Origin of the sequence: Janibacter sp. LM, assembly GCF_039631275.1 — a bacterium.
Lineage (GTDB): Bacteria > Actinomycetota > Actinomycetes > Actinomycetales > Dermatophilaceae > Janibacter > Janibacter terrae.
Genome location: NZ_JBDIVG010000017.1, coordinates 17457 through 40134, shown reverse-complemented (window position 1 = coordinate 40134; position 22678 = coordinate 17457). Strand labels below are relative to the sequence as shown.

At 70.1% G+C, this 22678-nt stretch carries 24 protein-coding genes and 1 tRNA gene; 14 read left to right on the top strand and 11 right to left on the bottom strand.

What is annotated here, in order from left to right; translation table 11 throughout:
* Positions 1–430 precede the first annotated feature (430 nt).
* Positions 431–1954 (bottom strand): hypothetical protein, encoded by a 1524-nt coding sequence (locus ABC138_RS10575; RefSeq protein WP_345913653.1) that lies wholly within the window; start codon positions 1952–1954, stop codon positions 431–433.
* Positions 1955–2286: 332 nt separating this feature from the next.
* On the opposite strand from ABC138_RS10575, the gene ABC138_RS10570 reads away from it, so the two are divergent.
* A complete protein-coding gene (locus ABC138_RS10570; RefSeq protein ID WP_345913652.1) occupies positions 2287–2574 on the top strand; it encodes a hypothetical protein in 288 nt (95 codons plus the stop codon).
* A gap of 3 nt (positions 2575–2577) precedes the next feature.
* On the opposite strand, the gene ABC138_RS10565 is transcribed toward ABC138_RS10570, so the two are convergent.
* Entirely contained in the window at positions 2578–3690 is a 1113-nt protein-coding gene (locus ABC138_RS10565) for a DUF1152 domain-containing protein (protein WP_345913651.1), read from the bottom strand.
* 70 nt (positions 3691–3760) lie between these two features.
* Here ABC138_RS10565 and ABC138_RS10560 point away from each other — a divergent pair, with 70 nt between their 5' ends.
* The 6 genes from ABC138_RS10560 (at position 3761) to ABC138_RS10535 (ending at position 7227) form a co-directional block, all read left to right on the top strand.
* A complete protein-coding gene (locus ABC138_RS10560; protein WP_345913650.1) occupies positions 3761–4501 on the top strand; it encodes a GntR family transcriptional regulator in 741 nt (246 codons plus the stop codon).
* 94 nt (positions 4502–4595) lie between these two features.
* The gene (locus ABC138_RS10555) at positions 4596–5033 is read left to right on the top strand and encodes a plasmid replication, integration and excision activator (RefSeq protein ID WP_345913649.1); all 438 of its coding nucleotides are present in this window, start codon (positions 4596–4598) and stop codon (positions 5031–5033) included.
* Positions 5033–6427: an FtsK/SpoIIIE domain-containing protein gene (locus ABC138_RS10550; protein WP_345913648.1), complete on the top strand. Its 1395-nt coding sequence runs from the start codon at positions 5033–5035 to the stop codon at positions 6425–6427. Before ABC138_RS10555 ends, ABC138_RS10550 begins: the two co-directional genes overlap by 1 nt.
* Positions 6414–6671: a WhiB family transcriptional regulator gene (locus tag ABC138_RS10545; RefSeq protein WP_345913647.1), complete on the top strand. Its 258-nt coding sequence runs from the start codon at positions 6414–6416 to the stop codon at positions 6669–6671. Before ABC138_RS10550 ends, ABC138_RS10545 begins: the two co-directional genes overlap by 14 nt.
* Complete coding sequence (locus ABC138_RS10540) at positions 6668–6931, top strand: hypothetical protein (RefSeq protein ID WP_345913646.1); 264 nt, start codon at positions 6668–6670, stop codon at positions 6929–6931. Before ABC138_RS10545 ends, ABC138_RS10540 begins: the two co-directional genes overlap by 4 nt.
* Positions 6931–7227 carry a hypothetical protein gene (locus tag ABC138_RS10535; protein ID WP_345913645.1) on the top strand — a complete coding sequence of 99 codons (297 nt, stop codon included), beginning with the start codon at positions 6931–6933 and terminating at the stop codon, positions 7225–7227. The genes ABC138_RS10540 and ABC138_RS10535 overlap by 1 nt, the downstream gene beginning before the upstream one ends.
* Here ABC138_RS10535 and ABC138_RS10530 read toward each other — a convergent pair.
* Positions 7203–7355: a hypothetical protein gene (locus ABC138_RS10530; protein WP_345913656.1), complete on the bottom strand. Its 153-nt coding sequence runs from the start codon at positions 7353–7355 to the stop codon at positions 7203–7205. The genes ABC138_RS10535 and ABC138_RS10530 overlap by 25 nt on opposite strands.
* Here ABC138_RS10530 and ABC138_RS10525 point away from each other — a divergent pair.
* Genes ABC138_RS10525 through ABC138_RS10515 form a run of 3 tightly spaced genes read left to right on the top strand, consistent with a single transcriptional unit; the run spans position 7326 to position 10150 of the window.
* Positions 7326–8702 (top strand): replication initiator, encoded by a 1377-nt coding sequence (locus tag ABC138_RS10525; protein WP_345913655.1) that lies wholly within the window; start codon positions 7326–7328, stop codon positions 8700–8702. The two genes, ABC138_RS10530 and ABC138_RS10525, sit on opposite strands and share 30 nt — an antisense overlap.
* A gap of 38 nt (positions 8703–8740) precedes the next feature.
* Positions 8741–8926: a helix-turn-helix domain-containing protein gene (locus ABC138_RS10520; RefSeq protein ID WP_040880612.1), complete on the top strand. Its 186-nt coding sequence runs from the start codon at positions 8741–8743 to the stop codon at positions 8924–8926.
* 3 nt (positions 8927–8929) lie between these two features.
* Positions 8930–10150 (top strand): tyrosine-type recombinase/integrase, encoded by a 1221-nt coding sequence (locus ABC138_RS10515; RefSeq protein WP_345913644.1) that lies wholly within the window; start codon positions 8930–8932, stop codon positions 10148–10150.
* 20 nt (positions 10151–10170) lie between these two features.
* Here ABC138_RS10515 and ABC138_RS10510 read toward each other — a convergent pair.
* The 6 genes from ABC138_RS10510 to ABC138_RS10485 all read right to left on the bottom strand — a co-directional run bounded on the left by ABC138_RS10510 (position 10171) and on the right by ABC138_RS10485 (position 16022).
* A tRNA-Thr gene (locus tag ABC138_RS10510) sits at positions 10171–10243 on the bottom strand.
* 74 nt (positions 10244–10317) lie between these two features.
* Positions 10318–11052, bottom strand: a complete 735-nt coding sequence (locus ABC138_RS10505; protein ID WP_345913643.1) for a transglycosylase family protein — start codon at positions 11050–11052, stop codon at positions 10318–10320.
* 224 nt (positions 11053–11276) lie between these two features.
* Positions 11277–12044, bottom strand: coding sequence for a transglycosylase family protein (locus ABC138_RS10500; RefSeq protein WP_303621117.1), 768 nt, complete (start codon positions 12042–12044; stop codon positions 11277–11279).
* 122 nt (positions 12045–12166) lie between these two features.
* Positions 12167–13759 (bottom strand): threonine/serine exporter family protein, encoded by a 1593-nt coding sequence (locus ABC138_RS10495; protein WP_068326845.1) that lies wholly within the window; start codon positions 13757–13759, stop codon positions 12167–12169.
* Positions 13756–15522: a serine/threonine-protein kinase gene (locus ABC138_RS10490; protein WP_345913642.1), complete on the bottom strand. Its 1767-nt coding sequence runs from the start codon at positions 15520–15522 to the stop codon at positions 13756–13758. Before ABC138_RS10490 ends, ABC138_RS10495 begins: the two co-directional genes overlap by 4 nt.
* 71 nt (positions 15523–15593) lie before the next feature.
* Positions 15594–16022, bottom strand: coding sequence for a CBS domain-containing protein (locus ABC138_RS10485; RefSeq protein ID WP_345913641.1), 429 nt, complete (start codon positions 16020–16022; stop codon positions 15594–15596).
* A gap of 86 nt (positions 16023–16108) precedes the next feature.
* Between ABC138_RS10485 and ABC138_RS10480 the strand changes: the two genes are divergently transcribed.
* From ABC138_RS10480 to ABC138_RS10465, 4 genes are all read left to right on the top strand, one after another.
* Complete coding sequence (locus ABC138_RS10480) at positions 16109–17548, top strand: trehalose-6-phosphate synthase (RefSeq protein WP_345913640.1); 1440 nt, start codon at positions 16109–16111, stop codon at positions 17546–17548.
* A gap of 1 nt (position 17549) precedes the next feature.
* On the top strand, positions 17550–18302 hold the full coding sequence (otsB, locus tag ABC138_RS10475) for a trehalose-phosphatase (RefSeq protein WP_068326859.1): 753 nt from the start codon (positions 17550–17552) through the stop codon (positions 18300–18302).
* A 65-nt stretch (positions 18303–18367) separates the two neighbouring features.
* Positions 18368–19618 (top strand): DUF4032 domain-containing protein, encoded by a 1251-nt coding sequence (locus ABC138_RS10470; protein WP_068424414.1) that lies wholly within the window; start codon positions 18368–18370, stop codon positions 19616–19618.
* A complete protein-coding gene (locus ABC138_RS10465; RefSeq protein ID WP_068326864.1) occupies positions 19615–20253 on the top strand; it encodes an RDD family protein in 639 nt (212 codons plus the stop codon). The genes ABC138_RS10470 and ABC138_RS10465 overlap by 4 nt, the downstream gene beginning before the upstream one ends.
* Positions 20254–20284: 31 nt before the next feature.
* Here ABC138_RS10465 and rlmB read toward each other — a convergent pair whose 3' ends face one another.
* Both rlmB and cysS read right to left on the bottom strand, forming a co-directional pair.
* A complete protein-coding gene (gene rlmB, locus ABC138_RS10460) occupies positions 20285–21226 on the bottom strand; it encodes a 23S rRNA (guanosine(2251)-2'-O)-methyltransferase RlmB (RefSeq protein ID WP_068424411.1) in 942 nt (313 codons plus the stop codon).
* Entirely contained in the window at positions 21226–22659 is a 1434-nt protein-coding gene (gene cysS, locus ABC138_RS10455; RefSeq protein ID WP_068326870.1) for a cysteine--tRNA ligase, read from the bottom strand. The genes rlmB and cysS overlap by 1 nt, the downstream gene beginning before the upstream one ends.
* Between the last annotated feature and the right edge of the window lie 19 nt (positions 22660–22678).

The window sequence follows — 22678 nt, the reverse complement described above, 5'->3', positions numbered from 1 at the left end:
CCGCTACGACGCGGACCTCTCCTTCACCACGAACCACGGAGAGCCGCTTAAGTGGAGGGCTGGCCAGATCTAGCCGCCGACCCTGTAGCGGAGCAGAGGAGCCTGCCGGAGTGGCCGGGTCAAGGGTGGACGGAGTCCATCACGCAGTGACGCGGAGCGCCCTTGATGCGGTCCGGAGGTGGGCGGAGAGTGGAGCGGCGGGTCGGAGGCGTGAGGGTGACGTGATCGCTCGGGGTGCCGGGTAGCTGCAAGTCGGAAGGGAGCGGCGCTCGGGATCAAGTCCTGGGCGTCGCTTCTTTGTGCCGTGCGGGCTCGGCCCGACGCCGCGCCCGGAACGGCCGCAGGCCGCACGCCCGGCACGGCGGCGGGCCGAAGGCCCGCCGGCTCGCGCCGGAGGCGCGCTTGAGTCAGTACAGAAAGTTCTCACTACTCACGGTCCGACTGGACCATAGTGCTTGAACGCTTGATCCCACGACTCCTCGGCCGCATCCGACAAGCTCAGTTCGAGGCCCATATCTAGTTCCACTGGCCCGCCCTCGGTGAGGCGCTCAGGCAACCCAGCGAGTTGGATTTCTAGTCGCTGCGCGTATTCTGCTATTTGTGTGGAGAGCCCCGCAACACCTTGTAGAGCCGCCGACCGCGCCAGTTTCTCACTTGACGGGATGGCCAACTCCGCTCTATGTGTGAGATCACCGAGCTCTGCGTACGTCGCAGCAATTGCGCCTGCTAGATACACAATCGATCTCGGATCCCCGTCCTCTCCGGGTTGCCCAAACGCCGCTTCACTCCTTTCACGGGTCAGCGCATTCTCGAGGCGTTTAATGACCTCCACGGGCTCTTTCGAAAAGTCCGCCAGCCACCTTGACACCTCTAACGCCGAGAGCGATTTCGCCCTTAGCGCTTGACGCGACCGGCTTTTTAACTGAGCCCACGCTTCAACATTCGCGATCATGTGTTCGAGTGCTGCGGTGTATAGCATGAATTCCCAGCCCGGCTGCCGCTCTCGCACGATCTTGAGAACTCTGCCCACTCCCCCTCGTCGCGTTACCGAAGAGTAGTAATAGCCGTGTGCGCGAGTCGCAATACGTGCCATTCTGTCCACATCTGCCCAATGGAGTTGACAGAGGTTGCGGAGTTGAGATCGTTTGTATTTTCGGACGACACTGCGTGCACGTGGCCAAGTGTCAACCTGACGCAATTCCCAATGCCATCCTTTGGAGAATCCACGGATCAGACGTGGCCGGTGTACGCCCAGCTCACGCAGCAGCGCGAGCCTAGCCAACCAAGGGCTGGCGCTGCCTGATACGTAGTCGAGCCGGAGAAACAGCAATTCATACTCACTCACGACGCCCATTGCCGCGACAAAGGGAAGCATGGCAACGGGGAGCCATATCGCCATTGCCAAGGAGAGCGCGATCTGCTCGAAATCAAGTGAAGACCATCCAGTAGAAATACTCCACGCCGAGGCAGTCAAAATCCCGAAGCCTATGAACACGAGCATCCCGTTCAGCGATTGTTCCGCGCGCAGCGCGTTCTTATGCCGAGCAACTTCCTTAAGGAGGACAATCATGATGGAGATCACGCCAATAAGCAGTTCCACGACTAAATTAAATGTGACGATATTGATCATTAACGCAATTAACGTTCCATACTCAACGAGCGACAAGAGGTAATTGCGAAAGAAGCGCTCCTCAGACGCTACTTTCACGAATTTGCCAAAGGTTGTAATGCCGGAAAGAATCAGCCAGGCAACGGATTCACCGACCATTCTTGTGCTCCAGAGGCCGACCCACTGTGCGGCCGAAAGCACGCACCAGAAGTAGGCGACGTAGACCACGAACGACCTAAGTAACTTCCCCCGGACCGCATCGACAACCGCGAAGGCCGACCTTCGCGTCGCCTTGTTGGCAAAGATCAGTACCACGAGGGTCAAAATGATGATCCCCGCAGCCATGTCCCTCGAGCTAGGCATGGCCCTCCCTACGTGCTCATAGTGCTGCGCCGCCGGACCTCAAGTGCCGGACCCCGCGAGTCTGCAGGCCGCCCCTAGGCATCACCTGCAGAAGCGCACGAGGCCTGAGCTGCAAGTGAAGGCGAGCGACGGCCATAACAGGAGCCGTGGCGGACGGCGCCCAGGACTTAACTTAGCCGGTCGGGTCGACAACTGCCGGCTGCTGACGATCCGATGGCGGTTGCCGGCTCCGGTGTAGATATTCGGACGTCGCTCGCCCACCTTCTGCCGAACCGGCGCTACGGGCTGGCAACCCTTAGTGGCACACTCCAAGTATGGAGAAGATGACACCTGAGCAGATGGCCGACGTGTTCGACGCGGACGGACAGCTCGATTTGAATAAGGTTCCGTCCGGCAGGTTCGCGCCAGGGGCGCACATCACCACGAGGGAGGGCGAGTCGAAGCACTTCGCGGCTCCAGACGAGATCCGTACCGGACACGGTGGGACGCTGGAACTTCTGCGGAACGGCCAGGTCGGCATGATCCTCGGCCCCCACCTGTGGAGCATGGCGACTCTTGTGACTGAGGAGATGGCCCAAAACGCGCGGAATTTGCGCAGCTGACTGTCAAGAGTCGAGTGGTCGCACGGGCTGGTCCCGTGGGGCAGCACGCGTAGCAGCTTGTGCAAGTTCATCCAGAGACCACAAGTTGCTCTGGCTGTGGTGCGAGGCAGCCTTCGCCGCGGCAAATCTGCGGGCTCCGACCGCGTGGGATAGCCGCCGATCGGTGATGTGGGTCGCGCCTACCGCCTTCATCTCTGACATGAGTCGAGGCAGGCTACTTGGACTCATGTCACGCTTGGATTGGGCTGCAACCGTTCGTTCGAAGTCGATCTCGTTCACAGCGGCCGTGCGGATTAACGCCTCAACCTCGGGCAAAGTCTTGGCCCCGACGAGTACTTGAGCAACCGGAAACGAGGTCAGGGCCGGGTGGGTGGCCACCCATACCTCCGGGGTGCGTTCCGTGATCGGAACGGGGTCGCTACCGCGCCTCATCAGGACGCGTCCCCGTGTGCCTATGGCCCCCGCTGCCACCAGTGCTGTTGCCTCCGTGGGGTGCCAGGAGAGGACCGCTTCCAGACTGCGTACATCGCTGGGCGTAATGCGCCCGATCGTCGCAGCGCCGATCGCCTCAAGAAGACTTAAGCCTTCGGCCTCAGACAGCTCGGCGTCCGCTCCAGGGCCGAGGACAACGACTGAGGTTGGGGCTGCGGTACCGAAAGCAGCCGCCAGCGTGAGTGAGTCTGCAAGCGGACTGAGAAGTCCCAGTTCAGATCCGCGCGCCACGATGTCTCCACCGACGTCAACGACTACGAGCCTGTCTATCTCCAACGACCTTACGAGGTGCTGGAGCTGCTCGGTAAGGCCTACGGCTCCCCCTTCGAAGTCGTGAAGGAAGATCCGCGCGCCGCTCGTTTCCGCTAGACGAGGGAGGACGGACCGGTCTGATGGCACTGTGTCCGACGAGGGCAGCACCTCACACGGCACACCGTCGACCAGCCCTAGACCCGTGAAGTCGGCCCGAGCACGAGGACCTGGCACGGGGTCGATCCGCAGCCGCTCCCAAGCGCATGTCGTGACGAGTGGTGGGCGCTCGTCCGTGTCCCCGAGGGCACGACGAGCCAGCAGCGCGCCGACAGCATCCCCGCCGCCTCCTGCTGCGACGTAGAGAGTCCTCATGGGCCGATTGTGTCTCGGGTGGGCTGCAACCTCTACCCTGAAGTGGTATTAGCCAGATGGAGAGCGAGTGATGAGCGGCCAGCCCCCTGCGAAGTTTCGGCGCATCGCCGACGACTTCCGCACGCGCATCCTCAGCGGAGAGCTCCGAGCCGGCGACGAGGTTCCAAGCGAGCGAGCGTTGGCGGCCAAGTACGACGTCTCTCGCCCCACAGCCACCAAGGCGCTGGCCCTCTTGCGAACAGAAGGTTTCGTGCACTCGGTGCAGGGCTCGGGCACCTTCGTCTCTGACCTGAACGTTCACCGACGCCCGGTCGACCGCTACGCCAGGGCCAAGCGCTCCGGCCGCATCTACAGCGGGAAGGAGCGGGCGGAGATCGTGTCGGCGGAGATCGTCGAGGAGCCCCCGGAGACGGTGGCACGCGGTCTCGCCCTTCCGGAGGGCAAAGCCGCAATCCGGCGACGCCGCATCACCTGGGACGGTGAGGAGCGAGTTGAAGCGTCCACGTCCTGGTTCAGCGTGGATCTGGCTGCCGCTGCTCCCCGACTCCTCTCGACGGAGCGGATCCGCACCGGCACCGTGGCCTACGTCGAAGAGCGGACCGGCCGCACCGCTCGCTATGCCCGCGACCGCATGACCGCGCGGCCGGCTGGCGAGGACGACTCTGCCGCACTCGGATTGGCGGACGCCTCCGCCCCGGTCCTCGTGGTCGAGCACACCGTCTACGACGGCGCCGACTCCCCCATCGAGTTCGCTGAGGCGGTCTACCCGCCCGGTCGCTTCACGGCCGAGCACCGCTACGAGCTCTCCTAGCTCTTCGTTCACACTCCCTCCGCTCCCGGTTGCGCGGACAAGTGGTATATGCCACCTTGTAGTTACTGGCACATACCACTTAGGAGTGAGTCTCATGGCGATGCAGCGTCGGTTCCCGGTCGGTCACGCGGATGTCTTCCCCGCGGGTGCGTTCTTGAAGGGGGGTGTGGAGCCGGTGGCGGACTTCGACGCGGAGAAGCGTCCGGACGGGTCGAGGCCGCAGCAGCTGGACAAGGACTCGGGGCTGCCGTTGTGGCAGGTGACGGTCCTGGACGCGGACGAGGAGGCGGCGAAGAAGGAGACGGCGCTGTCGATCAAGATCGCGGCGAAGGTGCAGCCGGTGCCTCCGGAGAACACGACGCAGTTTCCGTGGACTCCGGTGGAGTTCGTCGGTCTCACGGCTCTGCCGTACGTGGATGACAACGGCACCCGGCCTCGGCTGGCGTGGTCCTTCCGGGCTGAGGAGATGGTCGCGCCGGACAAGGGTGCGAAGCCCTCGACCTCGGTTCGCTCGGAGTCGGCGGCTGCGTGATGAGGGCGCTGCCGTGGTGGGTCCGTCGTCTGGTCCGTGGGGTTGCCCTCGCGGTCCGGGCGGCGGGCCCTGCGCTGTGGCGGCTCCTGGCGGTGTGCGTTGCGCTGCACCTTGTCGCGTGGGTGGCCGGTTCGGCCCTGGAGCGGGCCTCCTTGGCGGCGCAGCTGCATGTGCTGGGGTGGTGGACGGCCGGGGTTGCCGTGGCTGTCTTTGTCGTCGCGCTCGTGCTGTCGGTGTCGTACCCGGATCAGGTCGTGGCGTGGTTCTGCCGGCGGATGGTGCGGTCCGAGTTCGCGCAAGTCTCGCGGGCCGCTGGCCTCTCGAAGGAGGTCCGCTCCCGTGAGGGCAGCCGGTGGGTTGATCCGGAGCTGCTCGGGGTGGACTCGTGCGGCGGTGTGGTCGTTGCTCGTGTCCGGGCTCGGCGGGGACAGTCGTCCTCCGAGATCGTCGCGGCGGCTGAGAAGTTCGCGGCTGACTTCGGTGCTGCGGCCTTCCGGGCTTCGGTTCTCTCCCCTGCGGTGGCGTCGATGCGGTTCACGATGCGTGACGCTCTGGTGGGCGCGACGCTGGCGACGCTTCCTCAGGATCGTGAGGCGGGGTCGCCGTTGGAGCCGGTCGAGGTCGGTCGGGAGGAGTCGGGCGAGCCGTGGCGGCTGTCGTTGGTCGGTAGGCACACGCTGGTCGCGGGTCGCTCCGGTTCGGGTAAGGGGTCGGTGCTGTGGGGTGCGGTCGCCTCGCTGGGGCCGTGGATCAGGCAGGACACGGTGCGGGTGCATGGCGTGGATCTCAAGCGCGGTGTGGAGATCGCGATGGGTGACGGGCTGATGTACCGCACCGCCTACCAGCCAGAGCAGGCCGTGGAGGTGTTGCGCGATCTGCTGGGGATCATCGACGAGCGGGCCGGTCGGATGGTCGGGCGGTCCCGTCTTCACGAGCCTGTTCCCGGTGACCCGCTGCACGTCCTCGTCATCGACGAGCTCGCGGCGCTGACCGCGTACGCCGAGGCCGGGGTGAAGAAGGAGGGCAACCGCCTCTTGGCCGAGATCCTGACGCAAGGCCGGGCGATGGGCGTGGTCGTCGTCGCCTTCGTGCAGGACCCGAAGAAGGAGACCGTGCCGATGCGTGGGCTTTTCACGCAGACCGTCGCCCTGCGGTTGCAGAGCGTCGAGGAGGTGCAGATGGTCCTGGGGTCCGGCATGAGCGACGAGGCACCGGCTCATCTCATCCCCGACGACCTGCGCGGTGCCGGCTACCTCGTCACCGAAGAGGGAGCGGTGGCGCGGGTGCGGGCGCACTTCTGGCCCGACGCGCTCATCAAGGCGACGTCGGCGCACTACCCGGCCCCGAAGCGGTGGGAGTCATCGAGGGAAGGGGTTCGTCATGATGCCGAATGAGCGCACTCGCGCTGCGACGCGCACGTTGGCCACGCTCAACACTCACGGGGCCTGTGTGGGTCATCCGCACCCGGACTGGTGGTTCCCGGAGCGGGGCCGCGACGACACGGACAAGGCGCTGCGGGTGTGTGCCTCGTGCCCGGTGCGGCGCATGTGCCGGGAGTACGCGCAGACCTGGGACGACCAGGGCGTGTGGGGTGGCAGCACGGATCACGAGCGCATCGAGCTGGGTGAGACGGCATGAGCTGGATGCTGGCTGCTGCCCCATCGGAGGTGCTCCCCCTTCGCTCGACGCTGGGCCGGGGCGCTGCGGTCGCGTGCGACGAGTGCGGAGTGGTGTTCGTGCGGCGCTTCGATGCTCGGACGATCTTCCCGACGACCTCGGACGCCATCGCGGCGGCGACGACCTTGTGCGAGGGCTGGTCCTACGTCATCCACAACGGGCTCGACCACCTCGTGTGCCTGGACTGCGTGAGTGCTCGGACGGCTGCGGGTGAGTTCTGATGCCGTACCCGTACAACGTCATCAAAGGGCTGAGCATCCAGGCCCGTTTGCGCATCGTGGACCGCGGTCTGACCTTGCAGGAGTACGTGCACTACTTCAGCGGGTGGACGACGTGGCACGGCGACACCTGTGGATGCCCGGATGACCGGTGCCGCGGCTTCCATCACGACGAGGACGAGACCTGGTGCGGTTGCCTGACGGCGTGCCTGGACGACGTGGTGCGGCATCGTGCGGCCGACGATCATCGCGACGTGGACGGTGAGGACGGGCATCACGTCGCGGGCCGGTTGCCGTGACGGGGCAGCGCCGCGCACCGGGTGTCCTGTTCCCCGGCTACAGCGACGACGCCCCGCTCGACCTCGGGGACCTCGGGACGGCGGCTCGGCAGGGGCTGGTGGATCGTCTCGTGGGCGGCACCTTCCATGCGTGGGCTGATGCGGCGTCTCGGGTCGGGCACTGTGCGCACCCGATCAAGTTGGTCGGCTCCTCGTCTCGGGTGGACTGGGCCACGGGTGAGGTGCTCGGCAGCTACTCCTCGGCCCACGAGCCCTTCGGGGTGACGTACGTGCGGTGCGGCAACCGGCGTGCGAGTGTCTGCCCGGCGTGCTCGCGGATCTATGCCCGCGACACCTTCGAGATGATCCGGGCGGGCGTGGTCGGCGGCAAGAGCGTGCCGGAGGGGGTCAGCGCCAACCCGCTGGTCTTCCTGACGCTGACCGCTCCGTCCTTCGGGCCCGTCCACGCGGCGAAGGGGGGCCAGCGGTGTCGTCCTCGGGATGGGCACGTGGTGTGCGCGCACGGTCGTCCGGTGGCGTGCTGGCAGGCGCACGAGGGTGACGACCTCGATGTGGGGACGCCGATCTGTGCGGACTGCTACGACTATGAGGGGCACGCGATCTGGCAGTGGTGGGCACCGGAGCTGTGGCGGCGCTTCACGATCACGACGCGTCGTGTCATTGCCCGGGCGTTGGGCGTGCCGGACTCTCGGCTGCGGGAGGTGGCGACGTTGCAGTATGCGAAGGTCGCGGAGTACCAGGCGCGGGGTGTGGTCCACTTCCACGCGCTGGTGCGGCTCGACGGCCCGAAGACGCCGGAGGGGTACGCGGCGGCTCCCGACTCGATCTCGGCTCGGACGCTCGCGGGGCTCCTCGAGGAGGCTGCCGGTCGGGTGCATTTCGATGCCCCGCCGTGTGCTGGCCGTGAGGCTGGCCGGTTGCGTTTCGGCGCGCAGGTCGATGCCCGCTCGGTGACTGCGACCCGGGGGGACGACCCGGATGCTCCGCTGGTGGGTGAGCAGGTGGCCGGTTATCTGGCGAAGTACGCGACGAAGGCGGCATCGGACACGACCGATCCTCGGAGCGAGTCGAGCCACTTCCGGCGCCTGCGGGCCACGCTGTATGACCTCGCGGACCGGCGGACGGCGGGTGATGAGTACGAGCTGCTGGGCAAGTGGGTGCACATGCTCGGCTTCCGGGGGCACTTCTCCAGCAAGTCGCGGCGCTACTCGATCACCCTCGGTGCCCTGCGTCGGGCGCGGCAACGGTGGCAGCGGATCGCCGCCGACTGCGCTCGTGAGGGCCGTCAGATGCCGGTCCTCGACTTCGCCGACCTCATCGCCGACGACGAGGAGGAGACCACCCTCGTCGTCGGTTCGTGGACCTACGTCGGCACCGGGTGGGACACCGACGCGGATACCGCTTTGGCCCTGGCTGCTGCGGATCGTGCTCGGGCCTACGACCAGTGGCGGGCCGAGAGGGCACGGACGCACTGACAGACAGATGACAGGCAATGGGAGAGAAGGGGATTCAGATGTGCAATCGACACGACCCGCTGTGGACCGTCCAGGACGTCGCCACGTTCCTCGGGGTGCCCGTGGGGGCGCTCTACGACTGGCGGTGCCAGGGCGAGGGCCCGCCCGCGTTGAAGATCGGTCGGCGGCTGCGCTACCGGGAGAGTGATGTCTTCGCGTGGCTCGACGAGCAGACGGCGGCGTGAGCGGTGGGACGGCAGGGCCTCGCGCCGGGTGAGTGGGGCGCGATCTCGACGGTGCGCGTCGTCACCGACTCCGGGGCGACCTACAAGAGTCGGGCGTGGTTCCGCGGTTTCGACGGTCGCAAGCGGCGAGTGGAGCGGTGGGGCTCGTCGCAGGCGGCGGCGCAACGGGCGCTCACCACGGCGCTGGAGGATGCTGCCTCGTCCGGGGCCGGTGGGCTGACGGCTCGGGACACCTTGGACGAGGCGGTGCGCCAGTGGCTGGCCGATCTCGACCAGCTCGTGCGGATGGGTGAGCGGTCACCGGGGACGGTGCAGACCTACCGCTACCAGTGGCGGCGGCACGTCTCCCCCGCGCTGGGCAACCTGCGGCTGGGTGAGGTGACGACACCGATCGTGGACCGCTTCCTTGTGGACCTGCACGAGAGGGTCGGGTCGGCCACCTCGCGCACGTCCCGGGCGGTGATCTCGGGGGCGATGGGCCGGGCGGTGCGTGAGGGTGCGGTGCGGTTCAACCCGACGAGGGAGGTGCGGCGGTTGAGTGCTGGTCCGCGGCGCCGGCCTCGTGCCCTGACCGAGCAGGAGCGGGCGGCATGGTTCCTGGCCGTGACCCGTAATCCTCGAGCGGTCGAGCACGACCTGCCGGACCTGTGCGCCTTCATGCTGGCGACGGGGCTGCGGATCGGTGAGGTCGTCGCGGTGCTGTGGTCGGAGGTCGACCTGGAGCGGGGCACGGTCGAGGTGACGTCCACGCTGATCCGGGTGACCGGGCAGGGCCTGATCCGCAAGGCCACGAAGTCGGCTGCCGGGCAGCGCCTCCTCCCCCTGCCTCAGTGGTGCGTGGCGATGTTGCGGCGGCGGGCCGAGGTCGGGGTGGGTCCGGACGAGCCGGTCTTCGGCACGATCGATGGGGGCTTCCGTGAGCCGCGCACGGTGAGCCGGTGGCTCTACGAGGTGCGCTCGGACAGTGATCTGGAGTGGGTGACCTCGCATGCCTGGCGCAAGACGACGGCGAGCATCCTCGACGGGTCGGGGGTGACGGCGCGGATCATCGCCGACCAGCTCGGTCACTCGCGGGTGTCGATGACGCAGGACGTCTACCTGGGTCGCGGGGAGCAGGATCCTCGGGTGCTCGCGGCGCTCGAAGCGGCCGACCCGCGGCCCCCTTCGCCGGGCCTAAGTGGAGGCGAAAGTGGAGGCTTGAAGGGGGTGCAGGGTCGTGGGTGACGTGTTTGCCCTGCTCAGAGAGCTGGCGAAGGGACTCGAACCCTCAACCACCTGTTTACAAGACAGGTGCGCTACCAATTGCGCCACGCCAGCGAGCCCGGGACGCGAAGACCGGGACCGCGGCATCGTAGCCCGCGGCCCCGGTCGTCACCGAGTCACCGGTCGTGTCAGAGGACGTTGCGGTTGAGCCAGGACTGCAGGCGCGACGTGGTCTGCGGGCCCCACTGGCCGTCCACCGTGGCGCCGACCCGGCCCTGGAGCGCGCGAGTGGTCTGCGGGCCGACGATGCCGTCCGCGGAGACGCCGAGCTTGCGCTGCATGGCCTGCTTGTCGGCGCTGTCGAGGTAGCCGTTCACGGGGCGACCGCCCCACTTCTCGATGCCGGCGTTGGTGCGCGGGCCCTGGACGCCGTCGACGGCGAGCTTGCCGCCGGTCGAGGTCACCGTGGTCGCGGGCGTGCGGTCGCTGTCGCGCGAGGGGCGCTCGGCACCGCTGTAGGGGTCGACGGCCAGTCCGTTGGCGAGGGTCAGGCCGGCCCGGCGGGAGCAGACCGGCCACGCGCCCGGGCCCTGCACCTTGAGGACCTTCTGCGCGATCTCGATCTGCTGTCCCTTGGTGGCGCGGTCGGCGGTGTACGCGTACTGCTGGCCGCCGAACCCCTTCCACGTCTGGAAGGAGAACTGCACACCGCCGTAGTAGCCGTTGCCGGTGTTGATGCTCCAGTTGCTGGTCGACTCGCAGGCGGCGAGGCGGTCCCAGACCGTCTCGGCGGCGCCGGCGTTGGTGGCGACGACCATGCCACCGGCGGCCAGGGCGCCGACGGTGACGACACCGCCGGCGACGCGCAGGCGACGGCCGCGGCGGGAGACCGGCTGGTCGGGGAAGTCATTGGTGCTGAACATGTGGCAGTCCTCATCTCGGCGGAGCACGGGCAGGGGCACCCCGTGCAGGTCCGAGAGCGACGCTAAGGACTCAGGAGTCACACAGACAACACCCGCACCATAAATACAGACCTGTAACTCAGACCCCGTGGACACCTCGTGTCACACGTCTCCGCACCCCCGAGCACGACGAAGGGGGCCACGCACCGAGTCGGTGCGCGGCCCCCTTCGCGAGGCTGCTGGGATCAGTTGGCGTTGAGGTACGCCTGCAGCTTGGAGGTGGTCTGCGGGCCCCAGATGCCGTCGACGTCGGCGCCGACGACCTGCTGGAGAGCCGAGGTGGTCTTCGGGCCGATGACGCCGTCCTGCCCGGTGCCGACCTTGGCCTGGAGGGCCTGGACGTCGGCGGAGCTCAGGGTGCCGTCCTGCGCGGTGCCGACCCACTTCTCGATGGCGGCGTTGGTCTTCGGACCGCGGATGCCGTCGACGACGAGCGCGCCGGCGGTCGCGGGGGCGCGGACCTCGGAGCGCGAGGCCTGCTCCGGGGCCTGCTGCCGGGCCTGCGTCGGGGCGGGGGCAGTCGAGCCGCCACCGACCATGCCGTTGGCCTTGGTCAGGCCGGCCTTCTGCGAGCACACCGGCCACGCGCCGGGACCCTGCACCTTGAGGACCTCCTGCGCGATCTCGATCTGCTGCGCCTTGGTGGCCTGGTGCGCGTTGGAGGCGTACTTGCCGCCGCCGAAGCCCTGCCAGGTCTGGCTGGTGAACTGCAAGCCGCCGTAGAAGCCGTTGCCGGTGTTGATCGACCAGTTGCCACCGCTCTCGCACTGGGCGACGGCGTCCCACACGTTGGCGTTGGTCGCGGCGGAGGAGCTCTGGGCGGTGGCCACGGAGCCGACGGCCGCGGTCGCGCCTGCCACGGCGACACCGGCGATGCGGCGGCGGGCGGGCGAGGTGGTCACGGTGGGGGCGTGCTTGGGCGAGTAGAACATCAGAGTGTGGGTTCCTTCCACGGAGTTCAGGGGGCTTCGTGGTGAAGCTGCCAGCAGTTCTGGCGTCATTCGAGGACGGCGGGAACGTTACCTTCCCGTGATCTACCGAGTCAATCCCGTGACCTGGATTCGTCAGGCACTGGTCAGACGATGTCCCAGCCCTCGACGTCGCGGCGGTCCGACTCCTGCTCCACGGCGACGCGGCGTCGCTGGGCCACCGGGGCGTCGAAGGGGGCGGCCAGCCGGTCGCCGAGGGTGTTGCCCGTGGCGATCGCCATGATGACGCCGAGCGCCCCCAGGACGCTGAAGAGACCGGCCGTCGTGTCCGACCCGTCGCTGATCGTCGGCGGGCTGGTCATGTGGTACAGACCGATGAAGATCCCGAGCCCGGGATAGAGGCCGAAGGACGCCGGCACCGAGAGCGTGAGCGCGGGCGAGTCCATCCGCAGCGCGATGAAGCGGGCGAGGAAGCCGATGACGACGGCCGCCAGACCCGTCGCCGTGACCCGGCCGACGCCCAGGCTGATCACCCCCGCCGCGACGCTCACGCCGACGGCGCACAGCAGCGCCGAGGGCAGCAGCAGCCGGTGGCTGTCCTGGAGGGTGACGGCCCCCGCGAGGCCGATGAGCACCGAGCCGAAGATGACCATCGGCAGCGCCGCCGACGCCCAGGCGAGCTTGTCGAGCGGCGGTGGCGTCAGGCCCACGTCGAGCCAGCCACCGACCTGCAGGCACAGGCCCAGCCCCCCGGCGACACCCACGATGAGCCCGAAGGTGTGCAGCAGCACCGCGAAGAGCCGAGCGGTGCCCGTCACCGGGAAGCCGGAGAGGACGTCCTCCATCGCGGAGATCAGCGTCCGCGACGGGAGCAGCGCGACGATGCCACCGGCGACGATGAAGGCGAAGTCCGCCGGGGAGATCGGGAGGATGCCGTACGTGCTGAGCACGTAGGAGGTGAAGGCGATGACGGTGGCGGTCGCCCCGCCGAGCGCCCCGAGGTAGAAGTCGGGCAGGTTGAGCCGCTCGATGAGGCCGGCGAGCAGGATCGTCACACAGGCCGCGAGCATCGCGACGAGCACGGCGGGCAGGCTCGCCCCGAGGATCAGCGCGACGCCACCGGCGACCCCACCCTCGGCGAGGGTCACGAACCACCGGGACCACGTCCGCGGCGTCCGGCTGATCTCGCGCAGCTGGGACTCGGCCTGCTCGATGTCGATGTCCCCGGAGACGAGGTCGTCGACGAGTGCGTGCACCAGCGCCAGCCGGGCGAAGTCGAGGCGCGGCTGGCGGACGACGCGCAGCCGGGAGATCGTCTGGCCCGACGGGGTGCGGCACTGCATGTGCATCGACTGCATCGTCAGGTCGACGTCGAGGTCCTCGAGGCCGGCGGCGACGCCGACGGCGATCGTGGCCGACTCGACACCCGCGGCGCTCGACCCGGAGCGGAGCATGACCTCGGCGACGCGCAGCGCGAGGTCCATCGCGTGGGTGGCCGCGCGCTCCTCGGCGACGGCGCGGGTGACCCGCGGGTCACGGTAGGGCGTGCCGCGCAGGGAACCGCGCAGCGGGATCGTCTCGGTCGGTTGCTCGCCGCGCAGACTCGGCCGCCGACGCGGCTTGGGCTGCGGCCCCGTCTGCGGGACCGGCGTCCCGTCGTGCGGGGTCGCGGCGGCCCGCCGGGCCGGCCGACGTCGCGGCCGCGGGGACGATGGGGGCGGAGGCGGGGGTGTCGTCATCGGCTGGGTAGCTGCCCCGGGGTCGGCAGCGGCGACTGCAGCGCGGGCCACCAGGAGACGTCGATCGCCCCCACGGCGAGCGCGCCGAGGACACCGAGCGCGACGACGAGGAGCACGGCGACGACGAGCCCCCGGGCGGCCGGCACGCCGGTCACGCTGCGCACGAGGCTGCGGCTGCCGCGACGCAGGCCGGGGCCACCGGGGCCCCACCACCCGGTGAGCAGCGCGAGCAGCGAACCCACGGCGATCGGCAGGGGCGCGTCCAGACGAACCCCGAGGCCGTCGACGGAGGTCTGGGCGAGGGCGGTCGCGAGCAGGCCCGCACCACCGACGGCGACCGGGAGCAGCGCGGCGACGACGGTCGTGAGCGCCGCGGTGACGAGGTGCCACGGCGAGGCCGCGGCGGCGGCGAAGCCGTCGCTGCGTCGCCGGCCGTAGCGGTGGCGTCGGCGCACGGTGCCCGTCATCGACCGGTCGACGGTCCGGGCGAGCCAGGACCAGCCGAGCGCCACCACGAGGCCGACCCACGGAAGGGCCGCGGTCAGGGCGACCGCGGCAGCGAGCAGGGCGGCGAGGACGTCGCTGCGCCGGGGACGCCCGATGCGCGGGTCACCCGGACGGTCGCCGATCCCGACCCCGGGGCCGGGCTGCTGGGTCCCGGGCTGCTGGGTCCCGGGCCAGGGCGCCCGCTCACGTTGGGGCAGCATCCCCCAGCCGTTGTCCTGCGGCTGCGGCACGGGCGCCGCGACGGGCGCCGGCTGCGGGGCCGGTCGCGGGTCGGTCCAGTCATTGGTGCCCCACGGCGCCGGCGGCTCGTTGCGCTGCGCGGGCGGCGCGGCGACGGGCGGCAGGGCGCGGGTCGCGTCAGGGGTGAGAGCGCGGGTGCGCTGCGGCAGCACCTCGGTCACCGGGCGCCCGTCGGCCCAGGCCTCGAGGGCGAGCAGCACCTCGTCGGCGTCGGGCCGCAGGCGGGGGTCGGGGGTGAGCGCCGCGTAGAGCAGCGGGGCGAGCTCGGGGTCGACGTCGTGCAGGTCGACGTCGCCACGGCAGACCCGGGCGAGGACGGCCTCCATGCCGCCACGACCGAAGGGGGAGCGCCCGGTCGCGGCGAAGACGAGCGTCGCCGCCCACCCCCACCAGTCGGTCGCGGTCGTGACGTCACCCCCTTCGACCAGCTCGGGCGAGAGGTACCCGGGAGTGCCCATGACGAGGCCCGTCATGGTCATCCGGGAGCTCTCGACGACGTGCGCGATGCCGAAGTCGATGACGACCGGGTCGCCGTCGAGCAGGAGGACGTTGCCCGGCTTGAGGTCGCGGTGGATGACGCCGACCTCGTGGATGGCGCGCAGCGCCTCGGTCAGGCCTCGAGCGAGGCGCAGCAGGGCCTGGGCGTCGAGCGGACCCTCCTCGCGGACGTGCTGCTCCAGGCTCGGGCCGGGCACGTAGCGCGTGACGATGTACGGCTGGTCCGCCTCCAGGTCAGCGTCGAAGACCGGCGCGATGCGCTGGGAGCGGACCCGGGCGAGGGTGTCGACCTCGCGCCCGAGGCGGGCGCGGGCGTCCTCGTCGTGGGCGACGTGCGAGCGCAGGACCTTGACGGCGACCGCGCGCCCGCGCGCGTCGAGCGCGAGGTGCACGATGCCCATGCCGCCCTGCCCGAGCTGCTGCAGGACGCGGTAGGGGCCGATGGTGTCGTAGTGCGCCACCGCGACGTCTCCCCGGGGTTCCGGGGCGGGCTCGGGCCCGAGGCGCTGTGTCGTCATGGCACCCAGCGTAGAAGGCCGCGGGTGGGCGTCGTCGGAGCGTCGGCTGTGTGGCGCCTGTGCACCACCGGTCACTGCGTGATGTAGGCCTCGAGCTGGTCGCGCTCGGCGGACAGGTCACGGATGCGGTGCTTGACCACGTCGCCGATGCTCACGATGGCCACGAGCCGCCCGTCGCGCACGACCGGGACGTGGCGGATGCGACGCTCCGTCATCTGCGTCTCGAGATCGCTGATGTCGTCGTGCTCACCGCAGGTGTGCACCTCGTCGGTCATGATCGCGCTGACCGGCCCGTCGAGGATCTGCGTGCCGACGTCGTGCAGGCGCCGCACGACGTCACGCTCGGAGACGATCCCGTCGACGACCCCGTCGGCCGAGGAGACGACGACGGCGCCGATGTGGTGCTCGGCGAGGAGCCCGAGCAGCTCCGCGACCGTCGAGTCGGGCGGGACCGTGACGACGTCGGTGCCCTTGGTGCGCAACACGTCCGAGATCTTCATGTATCGACGGTAGTGCTCCGGACGCGTCGGTGGAAGGCCTGGCGGGTACATAGGGTGGACCCAACGACCCTCCGGAGGTAGCACCCGTGTCACGCCAGCGCACGTTCGACCTCGTCATCGCCGCCAACAGGCTCCCCGTCGACCGCGTCGTCGCCCCAGACGGCAGCAGCGAGTGGCACCGCTCCCCCGGTGGCCTCGTCACCGCCATGGACTCCGTCATGCGCGGCCGCGAGGGCGCGTGGGTGGGGTGGGCCGGCGAGACCGGCGAGGCACCCGCCCCCTTCGAGGAGTCGGGGATGTGGCTCCACCCGGTCCCGCTCTCGGAGGAGGAGCAGACCACCTACTACGAGGGCTTCAGCAACGACACCCTGTGGCCGATCTACCACGACGTCATCGTCCCCGCGCACTTCCACCGCGAGTGGTGGCAGGACTACGAGGTCGTCAACGCCCGGTTCGCCGACGCGGTCTGCGAGATTGCCGCGCCGGGGGCCAAGGTCTGGATCCACGACTACCAGCTGCAGCTGGTGCCGGCGATGGTGCGCGCCCGCCGGCCCGACGTGCGCATCGGCTGGTTCAACCACATCCCCTTCCCGCCCGTCGGGCTCTTCGCGCAGCTGCCGTGGCGCGCCAAGATCATCGAGGGGCTCCTCGGCGCGGACTACCTGGGCTTCCAGCGCCAGGCCGACGCGCAGAACTTCGTGCGGGCGGCGCGGCAGCTCGGTGGGTGCGCCACGAAGGGCGAGACGGTCACCGCCAAGGGCCCGGACGGTGGCGAGCGCGTGGTCCGGGCCTCCGCGGTGCCGATCAGCATCGACTACGCGGGGCTGGACGAGCTCGCCCGCAGCGAGCCGGTGCAGGAGCGGGCGCACGAGATCCGTGAGTCACTCGGCAACCCCGACATCGTCATGCTCGGCGTCGACCGGCTCGACTACACCAAGGGCATCCGGCACCGGCTCAAGGCCTACGAGGAGCTGCTCGACGAGGGCGTCTTCGTCCCGCCGGAGATCACCTTCGTCCAGGTCGCGACCCCGAGCCGCGAGCGCGTCGAGGCCTACAAGACGCTGCGCACCGAGATCGAGACGACGGTCGGGCGGATCAACGGCACGTACTCCGACCTCGGCGCACCGGCGGTGCACTACCTGCACCAGAGCTATCCGCGCGAGGAGATGGCCGCGCTCTTCCAGGTCGCCGACGTCATGCTCGTCACCCCGCTGCGCGACGGGATGAACCTCGTGGCCAAGGAGTACGTCACCTGCCGCCACGACGAGGGCGGCGCGCTCGTGCTCAGCGAGTTCACCGGCGCCTGGCACGAGCTGCACCAGGCCTTCGTGTGCAACCCGCACGACATCGAGGGCCTCAAGCAGACGATGGTCCGCGCCCTCGAGACCGACCCCAAGGAGAAGCGGCGCCTGATGCGGGCCCTGCGCCGCCGGGTCTGCGAGCACGACGTGCAGCGGTGGGCCGACCGGTTCCTCAGCAACCTCGAGAGCGCGCCGCAGCGTCCCGGCCGGTCGAAGGGGGCCTGACGTGCCCCTCCCGCAGGCGGTCACCGCTGCCCTGGCCGCGGTCGCGGCGGTGCCGCGCCTGCTCGTGGCGACCGACTTCGACGGGGTGCTCGCCCCCTTCGTCCTCGACCCGATGGACGCTCGGGCCCAGCCCGGCAGCATCGACGCCCTGACCGCCCTCGCCGCCGCCGCCGACACGTGGGCGGCCGTGGTCTCGGGGCGCGACCTGGCCACGCTCACCGCCCTCACCGGGTTGGAGAGGTCGGCGGTCGCCCGGATCGGCAGCCACGGCGCGGAGTCCAGCTCGGGCGGGGTGCTCCCGGAGGGCACCGATGCCGCCGTCGCCGCGCTGCGCGGCCACGTCACGGCGACCGTCGCGACCCGCGAGCCGCGGATCCGCCTGGAGCACAAGCCGACCGCCGTCGTCCTGCACACCCGCGGGCTGCCCGAGGAGGTCCTGCCGATCGCCGCAGCGATCGCCGAGGAGGCCGCCCGGCACGACGGGGTCACGCATCTCGCCGGCAAGGGCGTGCACGAGCTGAGCGTCCTGCGCGCCGACAAGGGCACCGCGCTGCGCGCGCTCGCCACCGAGCTCGGCGTCGACGCCACCGTCTACCTCGGCGACGACGTGACCGACGAGCACGCCTTCGCGGTCCTGACCGGGGACGACCTCGGCATCAAGGTCGGTCCGGGCGAGACCGCCGCCACGTTGCGCATCGAGGACTGCACGCTCGTGCCCGCCGTCCTCGCCGAGCTGGCCCGGCTGCGCGGCTGAGCGCTCCGCCCCCTTCGCCCCCGCCTCCTGCGCCACACTGGGGGGATCGACGGAGGGAGGCACCCGTGCCCCTGGACATCTCGGCGGCGCGCCCGGACCCCGCCCTGCTCGACCTGCCGTGGTCGGTCCCGCTCGAGGAGTGGCCGCAGGAGCGCCTGGCCGCGCTCCCGCGCGGCATCTCCCGGCACGTGGTGCGGTTCGTGCGACTCTCCGGCGGGGTCATCGCGGTGAAGGAGATCAAGGCCGAGCTCGCGCGCAACGAGTACCGGCTGCTCCGGCTGCTGCGCCGCCTCGACCTGCCGTGCGTCGAGCCGCTCGCGGTCGTCTCCGGGCGCACCGACGCGGAGGGGCACCCGCTCGACGCCTGCCTCATCACCCGGCACCTGCAGTTCTCCCTCCCCTACCGGGTGCTCTTCAGCCAGCACCTGCGCGAGGACACGGGCGTGCGCCTGGCCGACGCGCTCGCGGTGCTGCTCGTGCGACTGCACCTCGCGGGCTTCTTCTGGGGCGACGTCTCGCTGTCCAACACCCTCTTCCGGCGCGACGCGGGGGCCTTCACCGCCTACCTCGTCGACGCCGAGACCGGTGAGCTGCACGACTCGCTGAGCACCGGGCAGCGCGAGCACGACCTCGACCTCGCCCAGACCAACATCGCCGGCGAGCTCATGGACCTCGCCGCCGGCGGCTACCTGCCGGAGACGCTCGACCCGGTCGCGGTCGCTCACGACGTCATCGAGCGCTACCGCGGCCTGTGGGACGAGCTCACGGGCGACGAGTGGTTCGAGGCCGGCGACCGCTGGCGGGTCGACGAGCGCATCCGCCGGCTCAACCTGCTCGGCTTCGACGTCGACGAGCTGGAGATGTCGACCGACCTCGACGGCACCCACCTGCGCATCGAGCCCAAGGTCGTCGACGCCGGGCACCACTCGCGGCGGCTGCTGCGCCTCACCGGCCTCGACGTCGAGGAGAACCAGGCGCGGCGCCTGCTCAACGACCTCGACTCCTACCGGGCGGCCATGGACCGCCAGGGTGACGACGAGGCGCTCGTCGCGCACGAGTGGCTCGACCGCGTCTACGAGCCGACCGCACGACGCATCCCGCCGCAGCTGCGCGCCAAGCTGGAGCCGGCCGAGATCTTCCACGAGATCCTCGAGCACCGTTGGTACATGGCCGAACGCGTGGGGCACGATGTCCCCATCGAGGACGCCATCGCGGAGTACCTGCGGGACGTCCTGCCGAGCAAGCCCGACGAGCAGGCGGTGCTGGGGACGGACACCCAGCTGCTGCCCGTCGTCGACGACGAGAGGCAGACATGACGGATCCGACGCAGGGCACGCCGTACGGGGGCGCGCCGTACGGAGGTGCGCCGCAGCCGCCGACCGGGTCACCCCAGCCGCCGCCCTTCCCGCAGGGCCGCACCCCGGACCAGCCGGGATCGCTCGCCTGGGTGGAGCAGCGCTACGGCAGGTCGGCGACCTTCGCCGACCGGATCCTCCCCGGGATCATCGACGCCGCTCTCAGCTTCACCGCGGCCGTCATCCCGATGGTCATCGGCATCTCGCTCATCGTCGCCGGCATGCCCGACACCTACGACTGCGGCGGCTACTCCTCCAGCAGCTGCGAGGTCCCGGGCAGCGGCTCCGGCGCGCTCGTGGGCCTCGGCGTCCTCATGCTCCTGCTGAGCGTCCTCGCCGGCCTGGCGATGATCGCGTGGAACCGCGTGTGGCGCGTGACGAAGACGGGTCAGAGCATCGGCAAGAAGGTCACCGGCCTGAAGATCATCAACTCCGGGACGGGCGCCAACCCCGAGCTCGGCCCGGCGGCCCTGCGCGAGCTGGTCCACCAGTTCGCCGGCATCATCAGCTGGATCTGGATGCTCGTCGACGACGACGACCGCACCCTGGCCGACATCGTCGGCAAGACGCACGTCATCCACGCACCCAAGGCCTGAGCCCGGCCCCCGTGGCGCAGGGTGGGCCTGCTCAGGCCCCCCTGCGCAGCCGGGCGACCTCGTAGAGGGTGACGCCGGCGGCGATCCCGGCGTTGAGCGACTCGGTCGTGCTGACCATCGGGATCGAGACGATCTGGTCGCAGGTCTCGCGCACGAGCCGCGACAGGCCCTTGCCCTCGGAGCCCACGACGACGACGAGCGGCGAGGTCGCCAGCTCGAGGCCGGGCAGCTCGACGTCACCCTCCATGTCGAGGCCGATGACGAAGAACCCGGCCTTGCGGTAGTCCTCGAGCGCCCGCACGAGGTTGCTCGCCTGCGCCACCGGCACGCGAGCGGCGGCGCCGGCCGAGGTCTTCCACGCGGAGGCCGTCATGCCGGCGCTGCGCCGCTGCGGGACGACGACGCCGTGACCGCCGAAGGCGCCCACGGACCGCACGATGGCGCCGAGGTTGCGCGGGTCCGTGATGCCGTCGAGCGCGACGACGAGGGGGACGCCCGGCAGCTGCGAGTCGACGAAGTCCTGCGGGTGCGCGTACTCGTACGGCGGCACCTGGGCGGCGAGGCCCTGGTGGACCGCCCCGTCGGTGAGCCGGTCGAGCTCACCGCGCGGGGTCTCCATGATCGGGATGCCGGCCTCGGCCGCGATCGTCAGGGCCTCGCGGACCCGGTCGTCGCTGTCGATGCGGTTGGCGATGTACATCGTCGAGATCGGCACCTCGGTGCGCAGCGCCTCGACGACGGAGTTGCGGCCGGCGATCATCTCGGTCGAGCCGGACTTCTTGCGACCGCCGGAGGGGCGTGCCGGGCGCTTGTCCGCGGGCTTGTAGGCCTTGTGGTTGGGGCGCTCGTGGGCCTTGGGCGTGGGTCCCTTGCCCTCGAGGCCGCGGCGACGTTGCCCGCCGGACCCGACCTGCGGGCCCTTCTTGGACCCGGTGCGACGCACCGCTCCACGGCGTGAGCTGTTACCAGTCATCAGTGGTCCTTCCTGGCGAGGCTCCACCGCGCGCCGCGCGGGGTGTCCTCGATGGTGATGCCCGCGGCGACGAGTGCGTCGCGGATCTGGTCGGCGGTGTCGAAGTCGCGCGCGGCACGGGCCTTGGCGCGGGCCTCGACCTGCAGCTGCACGAGTGCGTCGAGGGCCACGGTGAGGTCGCCCTCGCGGCTGCCCCCGGCACCGCCCCACGTCGCCGACAGCGGGTTGATCCCGAGGACGTCGGTCATCGCGACGACCGTGGCGGCGATCTCGGCGGCCTCGTCCCGTCCCCCTTCGTCCAGCGCGGTGTTGCCGGCCCGCACGGTCTCGTGGATGACCGCGAGTGCCCCCGCGACGCCGAGGTCGTCGTCCATCGACGCGGCGAACTCGGCCGGCAGCTCGACGGCCGGGTCGGCCTCGAGCACCGACTGGCCGGGCAGCGCCCGGCGCAGGAAGCCCTCGATCCGCTCGACGGCGGCTCCGGCCTCCTCGAGGGAACCCGGGTGGTACTCGATCATCGAGCGGTAGTGCGCGGCGGTGAGGAAGTAGCGCACGGTGAGCGGGTCGTGCTCCTGCACCAGGTGCTGGACCTCGAGGGCGTTGCCGAGGGACTTGCCCATCTTCTCGCCCCTGACCGTCACCCAGCCGTTGTGCAGCCAGTAGCCGGCGAAGCCGAGCCCGGCGGCGCGCGACTGGGCCTGCTCGTTCTCGTGGTGCGGGAAGCGCAGGTCGATGCCGCCACCGTGGATGTCGAAGGTGTCGCCGAGGTACTTGCGAGCCATGGCGGAGCACTCGAGGTGCCAGCCGGGGCGGCCGGGGCCGTAGGGGGTGGGCCACGTGGCGGTCCCGGGCTCGTCGTCCTTGCGGCCCTTCCACAGGGCGAAGTCGCGCGGGTCGCGCTTGCCGCGCGGGTCGGCATCGTCGGCGGCGACCATGTCGTCGAGGCCCTGGTTGGACAGCTCGCCGTAGTCGGCCCAGCTCTTGACGTCGAAGTAGACGTCCCCGCTGCCGTCGGCCGCCGGGTAGGCGTGCCCGCGCTCGACGAGGGTGTCGACGAGCTGGACCATCTCGGGGATGTGGCCGGTGGCGCGCGGCTCGTACGTCGGCGGCAGCACACCGAGCAGCTCGAGGGCCTGCGTCGTGTAGCGCTCGTTGCGGTAGCTGAGCGCCCACCACTCCTCGCCGGACTCGGCCGCCTTGCGCAGGATCTTGTCGTCGATGTCGGTGACATTGCGCACGAGCGTCACGTCGTAGCCGTGACCGCGCACGAGCCAGCGCCGCAGCACGTCGAAGGAGACGGCGAAGCGCAGGTGGCCGATGTGCGGCGCGCCCTGCGTCGTGAGACCGCAGATGTACATCCCCACCCGACCGGGGGTCACGGGGACGAAGTCGCGCTGGGTGCGCGTGGCGGTGTCGAAGAGCTGCAGGGTCACGGGCCCAAGGTTAACCGCC

Bases quoted from the DNA above. Each gene is read 5' to 3' on its own strand.
- ABC138_RS10575 (WP_345913653.1), bottom strand. From the start codon at position 1,954: ATGGCTGCGGGGATCATCATTTTGACCCTCGTGGTACTGATCTTTGCC.
- ABC138_RS10570 (WP_345913652.1), top strand. From the start codon at position 2,287: ATGGAGAAGATGACACCTGAGCAGATGGCCGACGTGTTCGACGCGGAC.
- ABC138_RS10565 (WP_345913651.1), bottom strand. From the start codon at position 3,690: ATGAGGACTCTCTACGTCGCAGCAGGAGGCGGCGGGGATGCTGTCGGC.
- ABC138_RS10560 (WP_345913650.1), top strand. From the start codon at position 3,761: ATGAGCGGCCAGCCCCCTGCGAAGTTTCGGCGCATCGCCGACGACTTC.
- ABC138_RS10555 (WP_345913649.1), top strand. From the start codon at position 4,596: ATGGCGATGCAGCGTCGGTTCCCGGTCGGTCACGCGGATGTCTTCCCC.
- ABC138_RS10550 (WP_345913648.1), top strand. From the start codon at position 5,033: ATGAGGGCGCTGCCGTGGTGGGTCCGTCGTCTGGTCCGTGGGGTTGCC.
- ABC138_RS10545 (WP_345913647.1), top strand. From the start codon at position 6,414: ATGATGCCGAATGAGCGCACTCGCGCTGCGACGCGCACGTTGGCCACG.
- ABC138_RS10540 (WP_345913646.1), top strand. From the start codon at position 6,668: ATGAGCTGGATGCTGGCTGCTGCCCCATCGGAGGTGCTCCCCCTTCGC.
- ABC138_RS10535 (WP_345913645.1), top strand. From the start codon at position 6,931: ATGCCGTACCCGTACAACGTCATCAAAGGGCTGAGCATCCAGGCCCGT.
- ABC138_RS10530 (WP_345913656.1), bottom strand. From the start codon at position 7,355: ATGGAAGGTGCCGCCCACGAGACGATCCACCAGCCCCTGCCGAGCCGC.
- ABC138_RS10520 (WP_040880612.1), top strand. From the start codon at position 8,741: ATGTGCAATCGACACGACCCGCTGTGGACCGTCCAGGACGTCGCCACG.
- ABC138_RS10505 (WP_345913643.1), bottom strand. From the start codon at position 11,052: ATGTTCAGCACCAATGACTTCCCCGACCAGCCGGTCTCCCGCCGCGGC.
- ABC138_RS10495 (WP_068326845.1), bottom strand. From the start codon at position 13,759: ATGACGACACCCCCGCCTCCGCCCCCATCGTCCCCGCGGCCGCGACGT.
- ABC138_RS10490 (WP_345913642.1), bottom strand. From the start codon at position 15,522: ATGACGACACAGCGCCTCGGGCCCGAGCCCGCCCCGGAACCCCGGGGA.
- ABC138_RS10485 (WP_345913641.1), bottom strand. From the start codon at position 16,022: ATGAAGATCTCGGACGTGTTGCGCACCAAGGGCACCGACGTCGTCACG.
- ABC138_RS10465 (WP_068326864.1), top strand. From the start codon at position 19,615: ATGACGGATCCGACGCAGGGCACGCCGTACGGGGGCGCGCCGTACGGA.
- rlmB (WP_068424411.1), bottom strand. From the start codon at position 21,226: ATGACTGGTAACAGCTCACGCCGTGGAGCGGTGCGTCGCACCGGGTCC.